We start from the raw sequence: 16,401 nt of genomic DNA, 5'->3' as shown, positions 1-16,401 counted from the left end.
GGCTTGAACTGGGTGGACGTGCTGGTCGTCGCACTCGCCGTGCTCGCGGCGATCTCGGGCGCCCGCCAAGGGGTGATCACCGCGCTGCCCGCGTTCATCGGGGTGCTCCTCGGGGCGGTCGCGGGCATCAAGCTCGCGCCGCTCGTGGTGTCCCGGATCAATTCGACGCCGACCAGGGTCGCGTTCGCGGTGGCGATCTTCGTGCTGCTCGTCGCGCTCGGCGAGACCTTCGGCGTGTGGGCAGGCCGCACCATCCGGCAGAAGTTCTCCTCACCCCGGCTCGCGGGTGTCGACAGCGCGCTCGGGGCGGTGGTCCAGGGCGCTGTCGTGTTCGTGGTGTCGTGGCTGATCGCGCTGCCGCTGACGACGGTGGGCGGGCTTCCTGGGCTGTCCTCGGCGATCAAGGACTCGGCCGTGCTCGGCGGGGTCAACGAGGTCATGCCGCAGGCCGCGCGCGGGCTGCCCAACGAGCTGCGGCTGCTGCTCGACGTGTCGGGGTTCCCGGCCGCGGTCGACCCGTTCAACCGGACGCCGAACAAGGAAGTCGAGCCGCCGGACCCCGCGCTGCAGGCCAGCGCCGTCGTCCAGCGGGTCCGACCGAGCGTCCTCAAGATCAATGCCAAGGCGCCGTCGTGTGAACGGGCGCTGGAGGGCAGCGGGTTCGTCATCGCGCGCGAGCGGGTCATGACGAACGCCCACGTGGTCGCGGGCACCGACGAGGTCAGCGTGGAGTCGGGCGAGTCACAGCTGCGGGCGCGGGTCGTGCACTACGACCCGGCGACCGATGTGGCGATCCTCGCCGTGCCGGGGCTGACCGCGCCGCCGCTGCCGTTCGCTCCTGGTGACGCGAAGAGCGGGCAGGACGCGATCGTGCTCGGCTACCCGCTCGACGGTCCGTACACCGCTTCGCCCGCGCGCGTGCGTGACCGGATTCCGCTTCGCGGACCGGACATCTACGACTCGGCGACTGTCAACCGCGACGTGTTCACCCTGCGCGCGAAGGTGCTCAGCGGGAACTCGGGCGGCCCGCTCGTCGACACCGACGGCCAGGTCGTCGGCGTGATCTTCGGCGCGGCCGTGGACAACTCCGAGACCGGCTTCGCGCTGACCGCCGCCGAGGTTCGCGAAGAAGTCGGCCGCGCCCCCGGCCTCACCGAGCGAGTCGGCACCAGCCGCTGCGCCAGCTAGTCCGCGAGTCGCCCCGCCAGGCAAACGAGTCGCCCGCTCCGGCAACTGAGTTCGACATTCGCCCATCGTGAATGTCGAACTCAGTTGCCTGGAGGGGCGACTCGTTTGCTGGAGGGGGCGACTCGCGGTTAGGGCAGGAACGTTGTGAGCAGGCGGTTGGTGGCGGCGGGGGCTTCTTCGTGGGGGAAGTGGCCGATGCCCGGCAGGACGTGCTTCTCGGCGCGCGCGCCGAGCCAGCGGGTGGAGGCGTCGCGGGTCCGGGCCAGCACGCAGGGGTCTTCGGCGCCGTAGAGCTGCAGGACCGGGTGCTCGATCTTGCGCTGCATGGCCTCGACGTAGCGCCTGCCCTCACTGCGCAGCTGTGACCGCATCGCCCACCGGTAGTACTCCAGCGAGCAGTGCGCGGCGCCGGGGACGAGCATGGCCCGCTGGTATTGGTCGACAGCGGCCGAGAAGTCGCGGTGTCCGGTCCACATCGGGCTCGACCAGGTCTTCATCAGCGTTTCCACGGTGGCCGCGTTGTCGCGGGTCAGCCAGCGTTCCGGCGCCATCGGGACCTGCGCGCGGAACACGTGTCCCACCGCGCGGGCCTGGTTGTGCCGCTGCCCACGCAGCGCGGTGCGGCGGATCTCGGTGCGCAGCGCCAGCGGATGCGGCGCCGACAGCGCGGCGACCGAGTGCACAACGCGGGGGTGTAGCGCGGCGACAGTCCAGCCGACCATTCCGCCCCAGCCGTGCCCGACCAGGTGCGCGCGGCTTTCACCCAGGGATTTGACCAAGCCCGCGATGTCGCCCGCCAGTGTCCACGCGTCGTATCCGCGCGGGGGTTTGTCGGAATCGCCATAGCCGCGCAGGTCGACCGCGACGGCCCGGTAGCCCGCGTCGCCCAGGGCGGTCAGCTGGTGGCGCCAGGTCCACCAGAACTGGGCGAACCCGTGCAGGAGCAGGACCAGCGGGCCTTCACCGGTCTCGGCGATGTGCAGCCGGATGCCGTTCGCGTGGATGTCGCGGTGCGACCACGGTCCGTCGACTCTGACTACCGAGGGGTCCGGGCGGGAGCGCACGGCGCTGCTCAGCGGTCGGCCGCTCAGTGGCGAGCGGGCACATGCTCGTTGCCGCTGTGCTCACCTCGGTGGGTAAGCGCCGCGGCGGTGTCCTTCATCGAGTTGATCGTGCGCCGCGGCGCCCGGATCGCGCGAACCTTGCGCCAGCCGAGGAACCCGAACAGGGCCGCGAGCGCCAGCATCAAGCCGAACACGATGCCGAAGGCGGCCGAGCGGACCAGGCCGATGTCGGCCAGGAGTTCGGCGAGTGCGAAGAACAGGAAGAACGAGCTGTAGAGCAGGACCGTGAGGGCGACGATGAAGAAGATGCTGCCCTTGAGACCTTTCTTGATCTCGCCGGTGACCTCGGACTTCGCCAGCTCGACCTCGGCGCGCACGAGCGTCGACAGGTGCGTCGTGGCGTCCTTGACCAGGTTGCCTATCGACTGGTCGCCCGCTTCGGCGAAGGCCCGGTCGTCGGCAAGGGGGATCGAGGGCACCTTGGGCAGCCCCGAACCATTGCGGTCTCCGTTTGCGTGCGCGCTGCTCACGAGCGTCATCGTGCCATGCTCGATGCGACCAGGCCGACCGGCCGGTAAATCCGGGCTTTATTCGGCTTGGTGGGCGCGACTTCGGCGGGCCAATAGTGCCGCCGCGAACAAGGACGCCGCCGCCGAGGCGACCAGCACCGCGGCTTTGGCGAGTTCGGCGTCGGCCTTGCCCAAGGACAGCTCGGCTATCAGCAGGCTGACCGTGAATCCGACGCCGCCCAACATCGCCACCGCGCTGATGTCACGCCAGCCGAGACCGGGTGGCAGCACCGCGAGCTTGGTCCACACCGCCAGCAGCGACGCCCCGACGATCCCGACGAACTTGCCGACGATGAGGCCGATGATCACCGCGAGCGCCATCCGGTCGGTGTAGAGCTTGCCCAGTGCCTCGCCGTTGACCGGCACGCCGGCGGCGAAGAGGGCGAACACGGGGACGGCGAACCCCGCCGACCACGGCTGCAGCCGGTGTTCGAGCCGCAGGGCAGGCGACTCCTTCTCGAACTTGTCACGCCGGACCCGGGTCAGCAGGCCCATCGCGACGCCCGCGACCGTCGCGTGGACGCCGCTGGAATGCACCGCGACCCAGATCGCGACCGCCAGCGGCACGTAGATCCAGTACGCGGTGACCCGCTTGTGCTGCAGGAACCAGTACAGGGCAAGCAGCGCCAGGGCGATGCCGAACGCGACGAGGTCGAACGTCGCGGTGAACAGCACGGCGATGATCAGGATGGCGCCGAGGTCGTCCACCACGGCCAGGCTGAGCAGGAAGATCCGGGCTCCACTGGGCATCCCCGCCCCGGTCAGCGCCAGCACACCCAGCGCGAAGGCGATGTCGGTGGCGACGGGAATGGGCCAGACATCGCCCGCCCGTGGGTCTCCCCAAGCGACCGATAGCGCTATCAGTGCGGGGATGACCATTCCGCCGATAGCGGCTAGAGCGGGCAAGAGCGCTGCCTTGAAACGCGACAGTTCGCCGATCACCAGCTCGCGCTTGAGCTCCAGGCCCACGACGAAGAAGAAGAGAGCGAGCAGACCGTCTTTCGCCCACGCTCCGACGGTGAGATTCAGGTGGAGCAGGTGCGGCCCGATCTCGGCGTCACGGATAGCCGTGTAGATGCCGGAAGCGGGTGTGTTCGCGAGGATCAAGGCGGCCGCGGTGGCCGCGAGGAGCACCAGGCCACCGACGGTCTCAGTTCGAAGGAACCTGGCGAACTCGGCTACGGCCTTGGGCGCGGCGCTACGACGTCGCTGTGACACGGGTTACTCCTTGGTCGGCGGACACCTCCGGCTCACGCCGACCAGGCTTCCCGGCACACCATCGACAACCTTATAGGACGATCATGACCAGCGAAAACGCTGACGCCGCCCCCTCCGTCGGGCCGTTAGGCGATGATGCGCGGGTGCGCACTGACTCGAACAGACACATCGGCGTGTTCCGGGCGATCAAGCTGATGTTCCTGCTGCCCCGCCGGGGTCGCGGCTTCTGGTACAGCCTGGCGATCGACCTGCTGTGGCCGCTTCTCGCGATCAGCACCCGGCTTCGCTTCCGCGGCGAGCTGCCCAAAGAGGGCGGCCTACTGCTCGCGTCCAATCACCTCTCCAACGCCGACCCGGTGACGGTCACCGCGTTCGCACTGTCCGCGGGCCGGATTCCGCGCTTCCTGGCGAAGTCGAGCCTGTGGAAGGTGCCGGTGATCGGGAACGTGGCGCGCGGCGGCGGTCATATACCGGTCGAGCGGGAGACCGCGCAGGCCCGTGGCGCCTATCACGGCGCGGTCGACGCGGTCCGCCGCGGCGAGTGCGTGCTGTTCTTCCCCGAGGCGGGGTTCTCCGACGACGTCGGCCACTGGCCGTCCGCGCGCGTGAAGAACGGTGTCGCGCGAGTCGCGCTGGAGACCGGCGCGCCCGTGGTGCCGGTGGTCAACTGGGGCACCCACACGCTGCTCCCCGCGAAAGCGAAGTTCCCCAAGCTGTTCCCGCGCAAGACCATCGACATCGTGGCGGGTGATCCTGTCGACCTCTCCGACATCACGGGCACCGACCGCGAGGCGCTCAACGAGGCGACCCGGCGGATCATGGCCGCGATCACCGACCTGCTCGCCGAACTCCGCGGCGAGCGCCCACCGGTTCGCTAGTGCTGTGTTCGTGGACACAGCACTAGAGCACCGTCACCCCGAACAGGACGCCGATCGCGTACGTCACCGCCATGGCCAGGCAGCCGACCCCGACGTTCCTGATCACCGCCGTCTTCACCTTCGCGCCGCCGAGTCGGGCGCTCACGGCTCCGGTGATCACCAGGCCGATGACGACGGCGGCCGCGCACGTCCACACCCGCAGGCTCACCGGCGGCAGCGCGATCGCCAGCAGCGGCAGCAGCGAGCCGAGCGCGAAGGACACCAGCGACGCCAAGGCCGCCTGCCACGGGCTGGTCAGGTTGTCCGGGTCGATCTGCAATTCCACCTCGGCGTGGGCGCGCAGAGCGTCTTTCTCGGTCAATTCCCGGGCGACTTCGGCGGCCAGTTCCGGCGAAAGTCCTTTTTCGACATAGATGCCCGCGAGTTCGCGTTCCTCGGCTTCAGGCATTTCGGCGAGTTCGCGCTTTTCCTTGAGGAGCAAAGCCCGCTCGGTGTCACGTTGGGTGCTCACCGACACGTATTCGCCGCCCGCCATCGAAAGGGCGCCCGCGACCAGGCCCGCGACACCGGCGACGAGGATCGCGCGGTTGTCCGTCGTCGCGCCCGCGACACCCACGACCAGGCCCGCGGTCGAGATGATTCCGTCGTTGGCGCCCAGCACGCCCGCGCGCAGCCAGTTGAGCCGCTCGCCGACGCCGCCCGTGTGTGGTTCGGCCGCATGCGGGCCCGGCCGCGCCTCCATTTGTGTCACACCTCAATGAAAGCACGGCCGGGAATCGTTCGGGTAACGCAGGATCGCCTTGATATGAATAGGCAATCCTCATTTAAGTAAGGCTTGCCTGTCAGTCCTCCGACGGCTTGTTGGCCAGTCCCTCGGTGATCAGGTTCATTACCGCGCTGTCGGCCAGGGTGGTGGTGTCGCCGATTTCCCGGTTCTCCGCGATGTCGCGCAGCAGCCGCCGCATGATCTTGCCGCTGCGGGTCTTGGGCAGTTCGGTGACGACGAGGATCTGCCGTGGCTTCGCGATCGGGCCGATCTCCTTCGCCACGTGGTCGCGCAACTCGCTGACCGCCGCCTCCGGTGTGCCCTCTGGGCGGTTGCGCAGGATGACGAACGCGACGATGCCCTGGCCCGTTGTGGCGTCGGTGGCGCCGACGACAGCGGCTTCCGCGACGGTCGGGTGCGACACCAGTGCGGACTCGACCTCGGTGGTGGAGATGCGGTGGCCGGACACGTTCATGACGTCGTCGATGCGGCCGAGCAGCCAGATGTCGCCGTCGGCGTCGTACTTGGCGCCGTCGCCCGCGAAGTAGAAGCCCTCATCGGCGAACCGGGACCAGTAGGTCTCGCGGAAGCGCTCTTCGTCGCCCCAGATGCCGCGCAGCATTGACGGCCACGGCTGGGTGAGCACGAGATAGCCGCCGCCACCGGGCTGCACCTGCTTGCCCGCCTCGTCGACGATCGCCGCGCCGATCCCCGGCAGCGGACGCTGGGCGCTGCCCGGCTTGGCCTCGGTGACCCCGGGCAGCGGGCTGATCATGATCGCGCCGGTCTCGGTCTGCCACCACGTGTCGACGATCGGGATGCGGTCACCGCCGATGTGCTTGCGGTACCAGATCCAGGCCTCCGGGTTGATCGGCTCGCCGACCGAGCCCAGCATCCGCAGCGACGACAGGTCGTAGCCCGCGGGGATCTGCTCGCCCCACTTCATGAACGTGCGGATCAGCGTGGGCGCGGTGTAGTAGATCGTCACCCCGTGCTGCTGGATGATCTCGAAGTGCCTGCCCTCGTGCGGGGTGTTGGGCGTTCCCTCGTAGACCACCTGCGTCGCGCCGTTGGCGAGCGGGCCGTAGACGATGTAGGTGTGCCCGGTGATCCAGCCGATGTCGGCGGTGCACCAGTAGACGTCGGTCTCGGGCTTGAGGTCGAAGACGGCGTTGTGTGTGTAGGCGGCCTGGGTCAGGTAACCGCCGGACGTGTGCAGGATTCCCTTGGGCTTCCCGGTGGTTCCCGAGGTGTAGAGGATGAACAGCGGGTGCTCGGCGTCGAAGGCCTCGGGCGTGTGCGTCTCGGGCTGCTTGTCGACGACGTCGTGCCACCACAGGTCGCGGCCCTCGGTCCACGGGATGTCGGCGCCGGTGCGCCGCACGACCAGGACATGCTCGATGCTCGGCGTCTCCGCGGTGGCCTCGTCGGTCGACTCCTTCATCGGCGCGGGCTTGCCGCGGCGGTACTGCCCGTCGGAGGTGATCAGCAGCCGCGCCTGGGCGTCGTCGATGCGCGAGCGCAGCGCGGTGGGGGAGAACCCGCCGAAGACCACGCTATGCACGAGGCCGAGTCGCGCGCACGCGAGCATCGAATAGATAGCCTCGGGCAGCATCGGCATCTGGATCGCCACGCGGTCACCGGCGTTGAGGCCCAACTCGGCGAGCGCGTTGGCCGCCTTGCTGACGTTGCGCTGCAGGTCGGCGTAGGTGATCGTCACCGAGTCGCCGGGCTCGCCTACCCAGTTGATCGCCACCCGGTCGCCCAGGCCCGCCTCGACGTGCCGGTCGACGCAGTTGTAGGCGACGTTGAGCTGTCCGCCGACGAACCACTTCGCGAACGGCGCGTCGTCCCAGTCGATCACCCGCGACCATTTGCTCACCCAGGTCAGGCGCTCGGCCTGCTTGGCCCAGAACGCGTCGCGGTCGGCGTCGGCGTCGGCATACCACTGCGCCGAGGCGTTCGCCTGCGCCGCGAACTCGGCCGACGGCGGGAAGACCCGGCTCTCCGTCGACAAGTTGTCCAACGCTGGACTTTGACCGGACTGCTCGGTCATGGGACCTGACCTCCTAGGTAGATGCCTGACAAGGTCGAACCTATAGCGATCCGGGTCACCCCGACAGTCCTTGGCGATAAAGGTTTAGACCAATTTCCACCGTGGCGCGGACCACCTCAGAGTGCCGGGTACTGTCCGGTAGGTGACCGATCCCCTGGCCCCGCTGCTCGCCCTTCCCGGTGTCGAGGACGCCGTGCGCTCCGCGCGGGACTCGGTCGCCGAAGTCCACCGGCACCCGACGAACCGCCGCGGCTGGCCCGCGACGGCGGCCGAGGCGTCCGTGCGTGCCGCCCGCGCGTCGGCCGTCCTCGACGGCGGCGACCCGGAGATCCCCGAGATCGGCGACGTCAGCGATCCGATCCTCGCAGGCGCCCTGCGGGTCGCCGAGGCGCTTGGGCCGCTGCTGCCGACGTGGGAACGCGCGCCGCTGCAGGCGCTGGCGAAGCTGCACCTGCTCGCCGCGGCCGACCTGACCGACGGCGAGTCGCTGGGCAGGCCCAAGTCCGGCGCCGCGCCCCGGCTCGACTTGCTCGGCGGCCTGGTCGCGGGCGGGACGAAGGTGCCGGGACCCGTTCTGGCCGCCGTCGTGCACGGCGAACTGCTCACCCTTGCGCCCTTCGGCACCGCCGACGGCGTGATCGCCCGCGCCGCGGCCCGCCTGACGTCGATCGGCACCGGGCTGGACCCGAAGGGCCTCTCGGTCCCGGAGGTGTCCTTCATGCGCCGCGCGGACCGCTACCGCGCGGCCGCCGCCGGCTTCGCCACCGGTGAGCCGGAAGCGGTGGGCGCGTGGATCATCTTCTGCTGCGAAGCCGTCGAGGCGGGCGCCCGGGAAGCGACGAGTATCGCGGACGCATCACTCGCTGAGTAACGTCTATAACGCTCAAACGTACCAACGCATTGTGTTTCTGCTCGCACTTCGACTCTTTTGGTAACACAGAGGGTCTTTTTGCGAGGTCTCAGGCATGGGGTTCACTCGTTTGGGGCTAATTCTTGCTGCTGGTGTGGTTGTCACGCCGTACGTCCTCTTTCCGGGAGTGGATGGCGGTGGCCACGGTGCTGACAGCGCCGACCACCACATCGTCCCGACCGCTGCGGCGATGGTGCCGGTCGCGCCCGCGCTCGCGCGCGACGGCTGGACCGTCAACGCCACGGGCGAGCGGCCGGACGCGCGCGCGTCCAACGTCCTCGACGGTGATCCGTCGACCATCTGGCACAGCGGCGCGGACGCGCGGCACTCGATCACCATCGACATGCGACGCACCCAGCGCGTGTCCGGCCTCGCCTACACGCCCCGGCCCCACGGCGGGAACGGTGCCATCGGCCGCTACGAGGTGCGGCTCAGCACCGACGGGACGACGTGGTCGGACCCGGTGAGCAAGGGCGTCGCGCTGGACGATCCGGCGGTCAAGACCATGAGCTTCGCCGTGAGCGGCGCCCGGTTCGTCCAGCTGACGTCATTGGCCGAGGCGGGTGCGCGCGGCCCGTGGGCCAGCGCCGCCGAGCTCACCTTGTTCGGCGATCCGGGTGGTCCCGTGCCCGCGACGCCGCTGGCCCGGGGCGACCGCACCGCGACCGCCACCGACAAGGCGATCACCCTGGACCTGAAGGCGCCGATGGTGGTCACCGGGCTGACCTACCGGCACCCGGGCGCGCGCGTCGGCGAATATCGGGTCGCGGTGTCGACCGATGGGAAGACCTTCGGCCCGGCCGTGGCCTCCGGCGTGTGGGACAACGGCGACAAGGTCAAGGACGCCGTTTTCGCCGGCGAGGTCACCGGTCGCTTCGTGCGACTGACCTCGGTCACCGGATCGGTTTCGGCGAAAGCTGAGATCGACTTGGCCGGTCCGGTCCCCGGCGGCGCCGCGCCGCTGAGCCGATACGGCTGGAGCGCGACCGCGTCCGATGAGGACAGTGCGAATCCCGCGGCCAACATGGTCGACGGGCGGCAGGACACGGTGTGGCGGGGCCGGGGTTCCAAGCTCTCGTCGTTCACCGTCGACCTCAAGCGCGAACAGCCGGTGTCCTCGATCGCGCTCGCTCCCCGCAACCCTGGCGGCGTCGCGAACTACTCGGTCGCGGTCAGCACCGATGGCACGACCTTCGGCGCGCCCGTCGCGTCGGGCACCTGGTCTGACGATGGGCTGGTGAAGACGGCTGTACTTAAGGGAGCGCCCAACACCCGCTTCGTCCGGGTGACCTCGACCGCGGAAGCCGTGGAGGGCGCGGAGTTCTACGCCTATGCGGCGATCGACCCGGCGAGCACCACCGCGCTCGACCGCACGGGGTGGAGCGCCTCGGCCTCCGATGAGGAAACCGATCCGAGGTACGACGGCCGGGCCGCCCTCGCCATCGACGGCACGGACACGACGATGTGGCACTCGAAGTGGACCGGCGTGCCCGCGCCGCTGCCGCACTGGATCACCCTCGACATGAAGACCGCCAAGACGGTCGCGGGCATCCGCGTGCAGCCGCGCGGGGACGGTCTCTCCGGCTGGAACGGCCGGATCGGGCAGTACCAGCTCCGGGTGAGCAACGACGGCGTCAACTTCGGCGACCCGGTCGCCGCGGGGACGTGGCCCGACACCTCCACGCCCCAGACGGCGCTGCTCACCTCGACCGTGTCGGCTCGCTATGTGCGGCTGACGGCGCTCACCGAGGCGGGCAACCGCGGCCCGTGGACGACGATCCCCGAGCTCAACGTGCTGACCCCGGCGCCGCCGCCGGACAAGAGCCAGGCTGGTTCCTGGTCCGCGGTGAACGGGTATCCGCTGATCCCCGTCGCCACCGCCGTGCTGCCCAACAACAAGCTGTTGATGTGGTCGGCGTACCTGCCCGACAACTTCGGCGGGACGAACGGCTACACGCAGACCGCGATTCTCGATCTGACCACGGGGAACATCACCAATCGTCGGGTCTCGAACACCGAACACGACATGTTCTGCCCCGGCACCTCGGTGCTGCTCGACGGTCGTGTCCTGGTGACCGGCGGCAGCGACGACAACAACGCCAGCATCTACAACCCGTTCACCGACACCTGGTCGCGGGCCGGAACGCTGAACGTCCGGCGCGGATACCAGGGTCAGACGACCTTGTCGACGGGCGAGGCGTTCATCGTCGGCGGCTCGTGGAGCGGCGGCGAGGGCGGCAAGACCGCGGAGGTCTACTCACCCGGCCGCAACTCGTGGCGCCTGCTCAGCGGCGTGCCTGCCGAACCGCTCATGACAGCGGACCGGCGAGGTGCGTACCGCGCCGACAACCACGGCTGGTTCTTCGCCGCCAGCGAAGGCCGTGTGTTCCACGCGGGGCCGAGCAGGCGGATGAATTGGATCAGCACCAGCGGCGACGGATCGATCACCGACGCCGGGCCGCGGGGCGACAGCCCGGACGCGATGAACGGCAACGCGGTCATGTACGACATCGGGAAGATCCTGACCGTCGGCGGCTCACCGCAGTACTCCGAAGGCGATGCCATCAACCGCGCGTACTCGGTCGACATCAGCACGGGCAAGAGCGCCACGGTGACCCGGGTCGGAGACCTGGCGATCCCCCGCACGTTCGCGAACAGCGTCGTCTTGCCAGACGGCAAGGTGGCCGTTGTCGGCGGCATGACCTACGGCGTCGGGTTCAGCGACCAGACCGCCGTGTACATCCCGGAACTGTGGGATCCGGCCACCGGCCAGTTCACCAAGCTCGCCCCCATGGCGGTGCCGCGGACCTACCACAGCGTGGCCAACCTGCTGCCGGACGGAACGGTCTTCACCGGTGGCGGCGGCCTTTGCGGGAACTGTGCGGTCAACCACCAGGACGGCCAGATCCTCACCCCGCCATACCTGCTGAACCCGGATGGCTCACCGAAGCCGCGCCCGAAGATCGTCGCCGCGCCCGGCGGAGCCACCCTCGGCGGGACGTTCACCATCGCGACGGACAAGCCCGTGACGGCGTTCTCGCTGATGCGGCTCAGCTCGATCACCCACTCGGTGGACAACGACCAGCGGCGCATCCCGCTCACGCCGGTCGCGCTCGGGGGCAACTCCTACGAGGTGTCCGTGCCCACCGATCCCGGTGTCGCGCTGCCTGGGTACTACATGCTGTTCGCGATGGACGCGAACGGTGTGCCCAGCGTGGCCAAGATGGTCAAGATCAGCGAGCCGTTCGTGGCCCGGGTCGGTTCGCGCGGTCCCGGCTGAGCTTCCGCAGGCGCGGGCAGGCTGCCGTCGTTATCGTGGGCGGCAGCCGAGCCCGGCGCCTGAGGAGGATCCACACCCGTGAGCGCGATTGACGACATCCTTGGCCAGATCCCGCTGTCCCAGCTCGCCGCCCAACTTGGCGTAGACGAGGGCACCGCGGAGCAGGCGACCCGTGCCGCGCTGCCCGCACTGCTGGGCGGAATGCAGGCCAACGCCCAAGACCCGGCGGGCGAGCAGTCGCTGCTGAAAGCGTTGGGGCAGCACGATCCCAGTCTCGTCGAGGGCGGCGTCGACCTGGACCAGGTGGACACAACGGACGGTTCGAAGATCGTGAACAACGTCTTCGGCGCGCAGCAGTCGGAGGTCGTCAACACCCTGGGCGGGCTGCCCGGCATCGACGGCAAGGCGCTGATCGCCAAGCTGCTGCCGCTGCTCGCCCCGATCGTGATGTCCTACCTGGCCAAGAAGCTCGGCGGCAAGCTCGGCGTGCCCGTGCCGGACCAGTCCCAGCAGCCCCAGCAGCAGAGCGGCGGCGTCCTCGGGGATCTCCTCGGCGGCCTCCTCGGCGGCGGCTCCTCCGGTGGCGGCGGGCTCGGCAACCTGGGCGACCTGCTCGGCGGACTCCTGGGCGCCGGTCGCAAGTAGACAGTGCGCCGTGGCGCACCCGGCTGGGTGCGCCACGGTTTCCTAGATGACGTGTGCGTCGAGCAAGCCCAATGCCTGCCGGACGTGGCCGCTGGTCTCCGTGAGCGCCTGCCGGGCGCTCGGGGTGTCCACACCGGACAGCAGGTGCACGAGCGCGACCTTGAGGTCGCCATGCGACTCGGTCAGCGCCGCGGAGCACTCGGCCATGCCCAGGCCCGTCGCCTCGCGCAGGATCCGCAGGGTCCGTCCGCGCAGCTTGGCGTTGTTGGCCCGCATGCTGACCATGAGATTCGAGTACGTGCGGCCCATCTTGACCATGACCGCCGTGGAGAACGCGGTCAGCACGAGCTTCTGCGCCGTGCCCGCCTTCATCCTCGTCGAACCGGAGATCGCCTCGGGCCCGGTGTCGACCACGATCACCAGGTCGATCTGCGACGTTCGCGCGGCGTTGGGATTGTTCGACACCAGTGCCGTCGTCGCACCGATGCCGTGCGCGGTCTCGAGGGCGCCGATCACGTACGGGGTGCGGCCGGAGGCGGTCAGGCCCAGGACGAAATCACCGGGCCGGACGTCGCGGTTCATCTCCTCGGCGGCGGCCAGGTCGTCGTCCTCGGCGGCCTCGGCGGACCTGTGGACGGCCCCCGGGCCACCCGCGTGGTGAACCTGGAACCAGTCCGGCGGGGTGTTGTACGTCGGGGCGAGTTCCGCGGCGTCGAGGGTGGCGATGCGGCCGGAGGTGCCCGCGCCGACGTAGTGCACGCGCTTGCCCGCGCGCAGGGCCACCGTCGCCAGGTCGACCGCCTGCGCCAAGAGCGGCAGCGCGGCGGCCACGGCGTCCGGGACCGCGCGGTCCTCGGAGTTGATCGTCCGCAGGATGTCGACCGTCGACATCTGATCGATGTCGGCGGTGCGCGGGTTCCTCCGCTCCGTGGGGGAGTCGACATGCACGGTTTGCCGAGGCACCGTCATCTCACACAATCCCTTCCCCGAAGCGGCCAGACCCGCGCACCACAGATCACTTCCCGGTGTCTCGCGGCTTGCGCCGTCCGTCGTGCCGGGTCTCGAGCCGGTGCGGTCCGACCGCGTCCCGAGTCGAGTCGAGCGCCTTGATCGTCTCGTCCAGGTGCCGCTGCGCGACCCCGATGAACAGGCAGTCGACCACCGTGAGCTGCGCGATCCGGCTGGCCGTCGCACCCGAGCGGAAGGTGGTCTCCCGCGCGGCGGTGGTCAGCACCAGGTCGGCCACCTCGGCGACCGGCGAGGTCGGGTAGTTCGTCAGCGCCACCGTGGTCGCCCCGTGCTCACGGGCGACCCGCAGGGCCTCGACGGTGTCGGCGGTGGCGCCGGTGTGCGAGATGGCCACCGCGACGTCGCCGGGCTTGAGCACGGCGGCCGAGGTCAACATGATGTGCGTGTCGTTCCACGCGAAGCTGACCCGCCCGATCCGATGCAGCTTCTGCTGCAGGTCGAGCGCCACGAACGCGCTGGCACCGACGCCGTAGACGTCGACCCTCCCCGCGCTCGCGACGGCGCTGACGACCTTGGCCAGCACATTGATGTCGAGTTGGTCCGCGGTTTCCTCGACGGCCCGGGAATCGGCGAAGGTGACTTTCCCGACGACGGTCTTGAGGTCGTCCTCGGGGTTGATGTCACCACCGAGATCCCGGTCGGCGTGCGCCTCGGACCGGGCGGTGTCGGCGGCAAGCGCGATGCGCAGCTCGGGGTAGCCCCCGACGCCGATCGCCTTGCAGAACCTGGTCACGGTCGTCTCGCTGGTGCCCGCGGCCTCGGCGACCTCCGTGATGCTGCGGCGGGCGACGGTAGACGGGCTCTCAAGCACGACCTTGGCCACCCGTTGCTCAGCTCGGGCCAGGCCCGGCAGGAGCGAACGAATGCGGACCAGGGGACTTGACTCGCTGTGTTCTGCTGTCATTTGACTCGCACTCACGTGGGAAACTTACTAACAGTGATGGGGTAGGACAAGGCGGTGCGTCACCTTTGTCGGCAACGCTACCCAAACGTGTCAGTTTCAGCTGTGGGCCTGGGTGGGGCTTGTTCACGGAATCGCTGGTCGACTGCGGATTGTTAGCGTCAAACGGTCAACAAGTTTGGAGCCGCCACCCATCCGGCGCTATCAGGTGGGGTTCTTTCTCACCGTTAAGCAGCGATCGATCACCATCGGTGACCAAAATGCGATCGACGTAGAAACCACGGCCTAGATATCTGCCATCGGTGCTCGCCCGCCAGCGAACGGTGAACTGACCGGCCGCGGGCACGTCGGCGTTGATCGTCCACCAACTCCGGTGGCCCGCACCGGCCAAAATGTCCACTTCGCCGGGTGGTGCGCCCCGGCCCGCCGCCCGCATCGGCAGCGCGTGCCACCTCTGGCCGTCGGCGCTCCACTCCAGCCGGAGCGAGTCACTCGATTCGGTATCCACGAACGTGTCGAACGTGACTTCCGCCGACCCCGTCCCGGTGAGTCGGGGCGAGGTCAGGGTCGACGTCGTGGCGTCGGCCCAGCCGGTGAACCAGGCGACGGGTCCGTGCCTGGGCCGCACCGCCATCGACCGGGCCAGCCCGCTCGCGAGCCGCTCCCGGGCGACGTTGATCGATCCCCACGCCCGCGACGGGTGGACGCGGTTGGTCAGGAGGATGGTGAAAGACCGCGACGCCGGGTCGATCACCAGTGACGTGCCGGTGAACCCCGTGTGCCCGGCGGTCCGTGGACCAGACAGCGCGCCCATGTACCAGCGCTGGTTCAGCTCGAAACCCAGGCCGTGGTCGTTGCCGGGGAACTGCTGCGTGTGGTTCGTCAGCATGTCGCGGACCGTCTCGGTGCGCAGGATCCGCCTGTCCGCGTAGGTGCCGCCGTTGAGGATGGCCTGCGCGAGGACAGCCAGGTCGTCGGCGGTGGAGAACACGCCCGCGTGCCCGGCGACACCGCCCAGCGACCACGCGTTCTCGTCGTGCACCTCGCCGCGGACCATCCCGCGCGGGGGCGAGGACTGGAACTCCGTCGCGGCGACGCGGTGCAGCTTCGCGGCGGGCGGGTTGTAGCCGGTGTCGCGCAGACCCAGCGGTTGGGTGATCCGCTCGGAGACCAAAGCGTCGAGCGGCTTGCCGGACCTCCGTTCGACCAGGACGCCGAGGGTGATCAGGTTGAGGTCGGAGTAGACGTACCTCGACCCTGGCGGGTACTTCGGCGCCCGGTCGAGCACCGCGGCGATCCGGGACGGCTTGTCCGGCCAGTCTCGCCACAGCGGGATGAACGGCTCCAGGCCGGAGGTGTGGGTGAGCAGCTGCTTGACGGTGATCGAGTCCTTGCCGTTGGACCCGAACTCGGGCAGATAGGCCGCCACCGGCGCGTCGACGTCCACCGACCCGTCCTCGACCAGGCACAACACGGCCAGGGAGGTGAACAGCTTGCTCACCGACGCCAGGTCGAAGATCGTGTCCGACCGCATCGGCACCTGTCGCTCGGCGGGCAGCTCGGTGCCCGACGCGTCGGTGTAGCGCACCGCCTGACCCGCCTCGGACCGCGACACGATCACCCCGCTGTGCGCGGACAACGTGACCGCGCCCGCGAACAGCGGCCTAGTCGGGTTCGGCCGGGTCCACGCCTCGATCGCCCGCTCGGCCTCGGCGAGGGGACCCGGGTCGAGGCCGACGGACGCCGCGGAGCCGGCCCGCAGCACGGTGCTCGCCGGAGCGAACCCCTGCCACGGCCGGTCGAACCGGCCCGCCGCGCTCTCCGCCATCGCCTCCGAACCGCCCGCCATGAGCACTACCGCCACTACCGCGGCCGCCACCCGTGCCATCGCACCCCG

At 69.6% G+C, this 16,401-nt stretch carries 13 protein-coding genes; 5 read left to right on the top strand and 8 right to left on the bottom strand.

Translation table 11 applies throughout. The features are described 5' to 3' along the window. Positions 1-3 precede the first annotated feature (3 nt). The gene (locus ACUZ2Y_RS18170; protein ID WP_476320384.1) at positions 4-1,188 is read left to right on the top strand and encodes a MarP family serine protease; all 1,185 of its coding nucleotides are present in this window, start codon (positions 4-6) and stop codon (positions 1,186-1,188) included. A gap of 128 nt (positions 1,189-1,316) precedes the next feature. Here ACUZ2Y_RS18170 and ACUZ2Y_RS18165 read toward each other — a convergent pair whose 3' ends face one another. The 3 genes from ACUZ2Y_RS18165 to nhaA are packed head-to-tail and all read right to left on the bottom strand — an operon-like array spanning position 1,317 to position 4,039. Continuing rightward, on the bottom strand, positions 1,317-2,252 hold the full coding sequence (locus ACUZ2Y_RS18165; protein ID WP_476320382.1) for an alpha/beta fold hydrolase: 936 nt from the start codon (positions 2,250-2,252) through the stop codon (positions 1,317-1,319). 23 nt (positions 2,253-2,275) lie between these two features. Further along, on the bottom strand, positions 2,276-2,791 hold the full coding sequence (locus tag ACUZ2Y_RS18160) for a phage holin family protein (RefSeq protein WP_476320380.1): 516 nt from the start codon (positions 2,789-2,791) through the stop codon (positions 2,276-2,278). Positions 2,792-2,839: 48 nt separating this feature from the next. Then, positions 2,840-4,039: a Na+/H+ antiporter NhaA gene (nhaA, locus tag ACUZ2Y_RS18155; protein ID WP_476320378.1), complete on the bottom strand. Its 1,200-nt coding sequence runs from the start codon at positions 4,037-4,039 to the stop codon at positions 2,840-2,842. 194 nt (positions 4,040-4,233) lie between these two features. On the opposite strand from nhaA, the gene ACUZ2Y_RS18150 reads away from it, so the two are divergent. After that, positions 4,234-4,917 (top strand): lysophospholipid acyltransferase family protein, encoded by a 684-nt coding sequence (locus ACUZ2Y_RS18150; RefSeq protein WP_476331916.1) that lies wholly within the window; start codon positions 4,234-4,236, stop codon positions 4,915-4,917. A 22-nt stretch (positions 4,918-4,939) separates the two neighbouring features. Here the strand turns inward: ACUZ2Y_RS18150 and ACUZ2Y_RS18145 are convergent, their stop codons facing one another. Both ACUZ2Y_RS18145 and acs read right to left on the bottom strand, forming a co-directional pair. Continuing rightward, on the bottom strand, positions 4,940-5,659 hold the full coding sequence (locus ACUZ2Y_RS18145) for a VIT1/CCC1 transporter family protein (protein WP_476331915.1): 720 nt from the start codon (positions 5,657-5,659) through the stop codon (positions 4,940-4,942). A 100-nt stretch (positions 5,660-5,759) separates the two neighbouring features. After that, positions 5,760-7,739 carry an acetate--CoA ligase gene (acs, locus tag ACUZ2Y_RS18140; protein ID WP_476320376.1) on the bottom strand — a complete coding sequence of 660 codons (1,980 nt, stop codon included), beginning with the start codon at positions 7,737-7,739 and terminating at the stop codon, positions 5,760-5,762. Positions 7,740-7,881: 142 nt separating this feature from the next. Here acs and ACUZ2Y_RS18135 point away from each other — a divergent pair, with 142 nt between their 5' ends. From ACUZ2Y_RS18135 to ACUZ2Y_RS18125, 3 genes are all read left to right on the top strand, one after another. Further along, the gene (locus tag ACUZ2Y_RS18135) at positions 7,882-8,610 is read left to right on the top strand and encodes an oxidoreductase (RefSeq protein ID WP_476320374.1); all 729 of its coding nucleotides are present in this window, start codon (positions 7,882-7,884) and stop codon (positions 8,608-8,610) included. Positions 8,611-8,743: 133 nt separating this feature from the next. Next, on the top strand, positions 8,744-11,929 hold the full coding sequence (locus tag ACUZ2Y_RS18130; RefSeq protein WP_476320372.1) for a discoidin domain-containing protein: 3,186 nt from the start codon (positions 8,744-8,746) through the stop codon (positions 11,927-11,929). A gap of 78 nt (positions 11,930-12,007) precedes the next feature. Next, entirely contained in the window at positions 12,008-12,574 is a 567-nt protein-coding gene (locus ACUZ2Y_RS18125) for a DUF937 domain-containing protein (RefSeq protein ID WP_476320369.1), read from the top strand. A gap of 42 nt (positions 12,575-12,616) precedes the next feature. On the opposite strand, the gene ACUZ2Y_RS18120 is transcribed toward ACUZ2Y_RS18125, so the two are convergent. The 3 genes from ACUZ2Y_RS18120 to ACUZ2Y_RS18110 form a co-directional block, all read right to left on the bottom strand. Continuing rightward, a complete protein-coding gene (locus tag ACUZ2Y_RS18120; RefSeq protein WP_476320367.1) occupies positions 12,617-13,543 on the bottom strand; it encodes an N-acetylmuramic acid 6-phosphate etherase in 927 nt (308 codons plus the stop codon). 46 nt (positions 13,544-13,589) lie between these two features. After that, positions 13,590-14,507, bottom strand: coding sequence for a MurR/RpiR family transcriptional regulator (locus ACUZ2Y_RS18115; RefSeq protein ID WP_476331913.1), 918 nt, complete (start codon positions 14,505-14,507; stop codon positions 13,590-13,592). A 166-nt stretch (positions 14,508-14,673) separates the two neighbouring features. Continuing rightward, positions 14,674-16,392 carry a serine hydrolase domain-containing protein gene (locus tag ACUZ2Y_RS18110; protein ID WP_476320365.1) on the bottom strand — a complete coding sequence of 573 codons (1,719 nt, stop codon included), beginning with the start codon at positions 16,390-16,392 and terminating at the stop codon, positions 14,674-14,676. Positions 16,393-16,401 lie beyond the last annotated feature (9 nt).

This window comes from Actinokineospora sp. UV203, assembly GCF_056323665.1.
Note: the sequence above shows the minus strand (reverse complement) of the source record. Positions and strands in the feature narration are given on the sequence as shown.

Excerpts from the sequence above, each read along its gene's own strand:
- ACUZ2Y_RS18160 (WP_476320380.1), bottom strand. The coding sequence starts at position 2,791 with ATGACGCTCGTGAGCAGCGCGCACGCAAACGGAGACCGCAATGGTTCG.
- ACUZ2Y_RS18150 (WP_476331916.1), top strand. The coding sequence starts at position 4,234 with ATGTTCCTGCTGCCCCGCCGGGGTCGCGGCTTCTGGTACAGCCTGGCG.
- ACUZ2Y_RS18145 (WP_476331915.1), bottom strand. The coding sequence starts at position 5,659 with ATGGAGGCGCGGCCGGGCCCGCATGCGGCCGAACCACACACGGGCGGC.
- acs (WP_476320376.1), bottom strand. The coding sequence starts at position 7,739 with ATGACCGAGCAGTCCGGTCAAAGTCCAGCGTTGGACAACTTGTCGACG.
- ACUZ2Y_RS18120 (WP_476320367.1), bottom strand. The coding sequence starts at position 13,543 with ATGACGGTGCCTCGGCAAACCGTGCATGTCGACTCCCCCACGGAGCGG.
- ACUZ2Y_RS18115 (WP_476331913.1), bottom strand. The coding sequence starts at position 14,507 with ATGACAGCAGAACACAGCGAGTCAAGTCCCCTGGTCCGCATTCGTTCG.
- ACUZ2Y_RS18110 (WP_476320365.1), bottom strand. The coding sequence starts at position 16,392 with ATGGCACGGGTGGCGGCCGCGGTAGTGGCGGTAGTGCTCATGGCGGGC.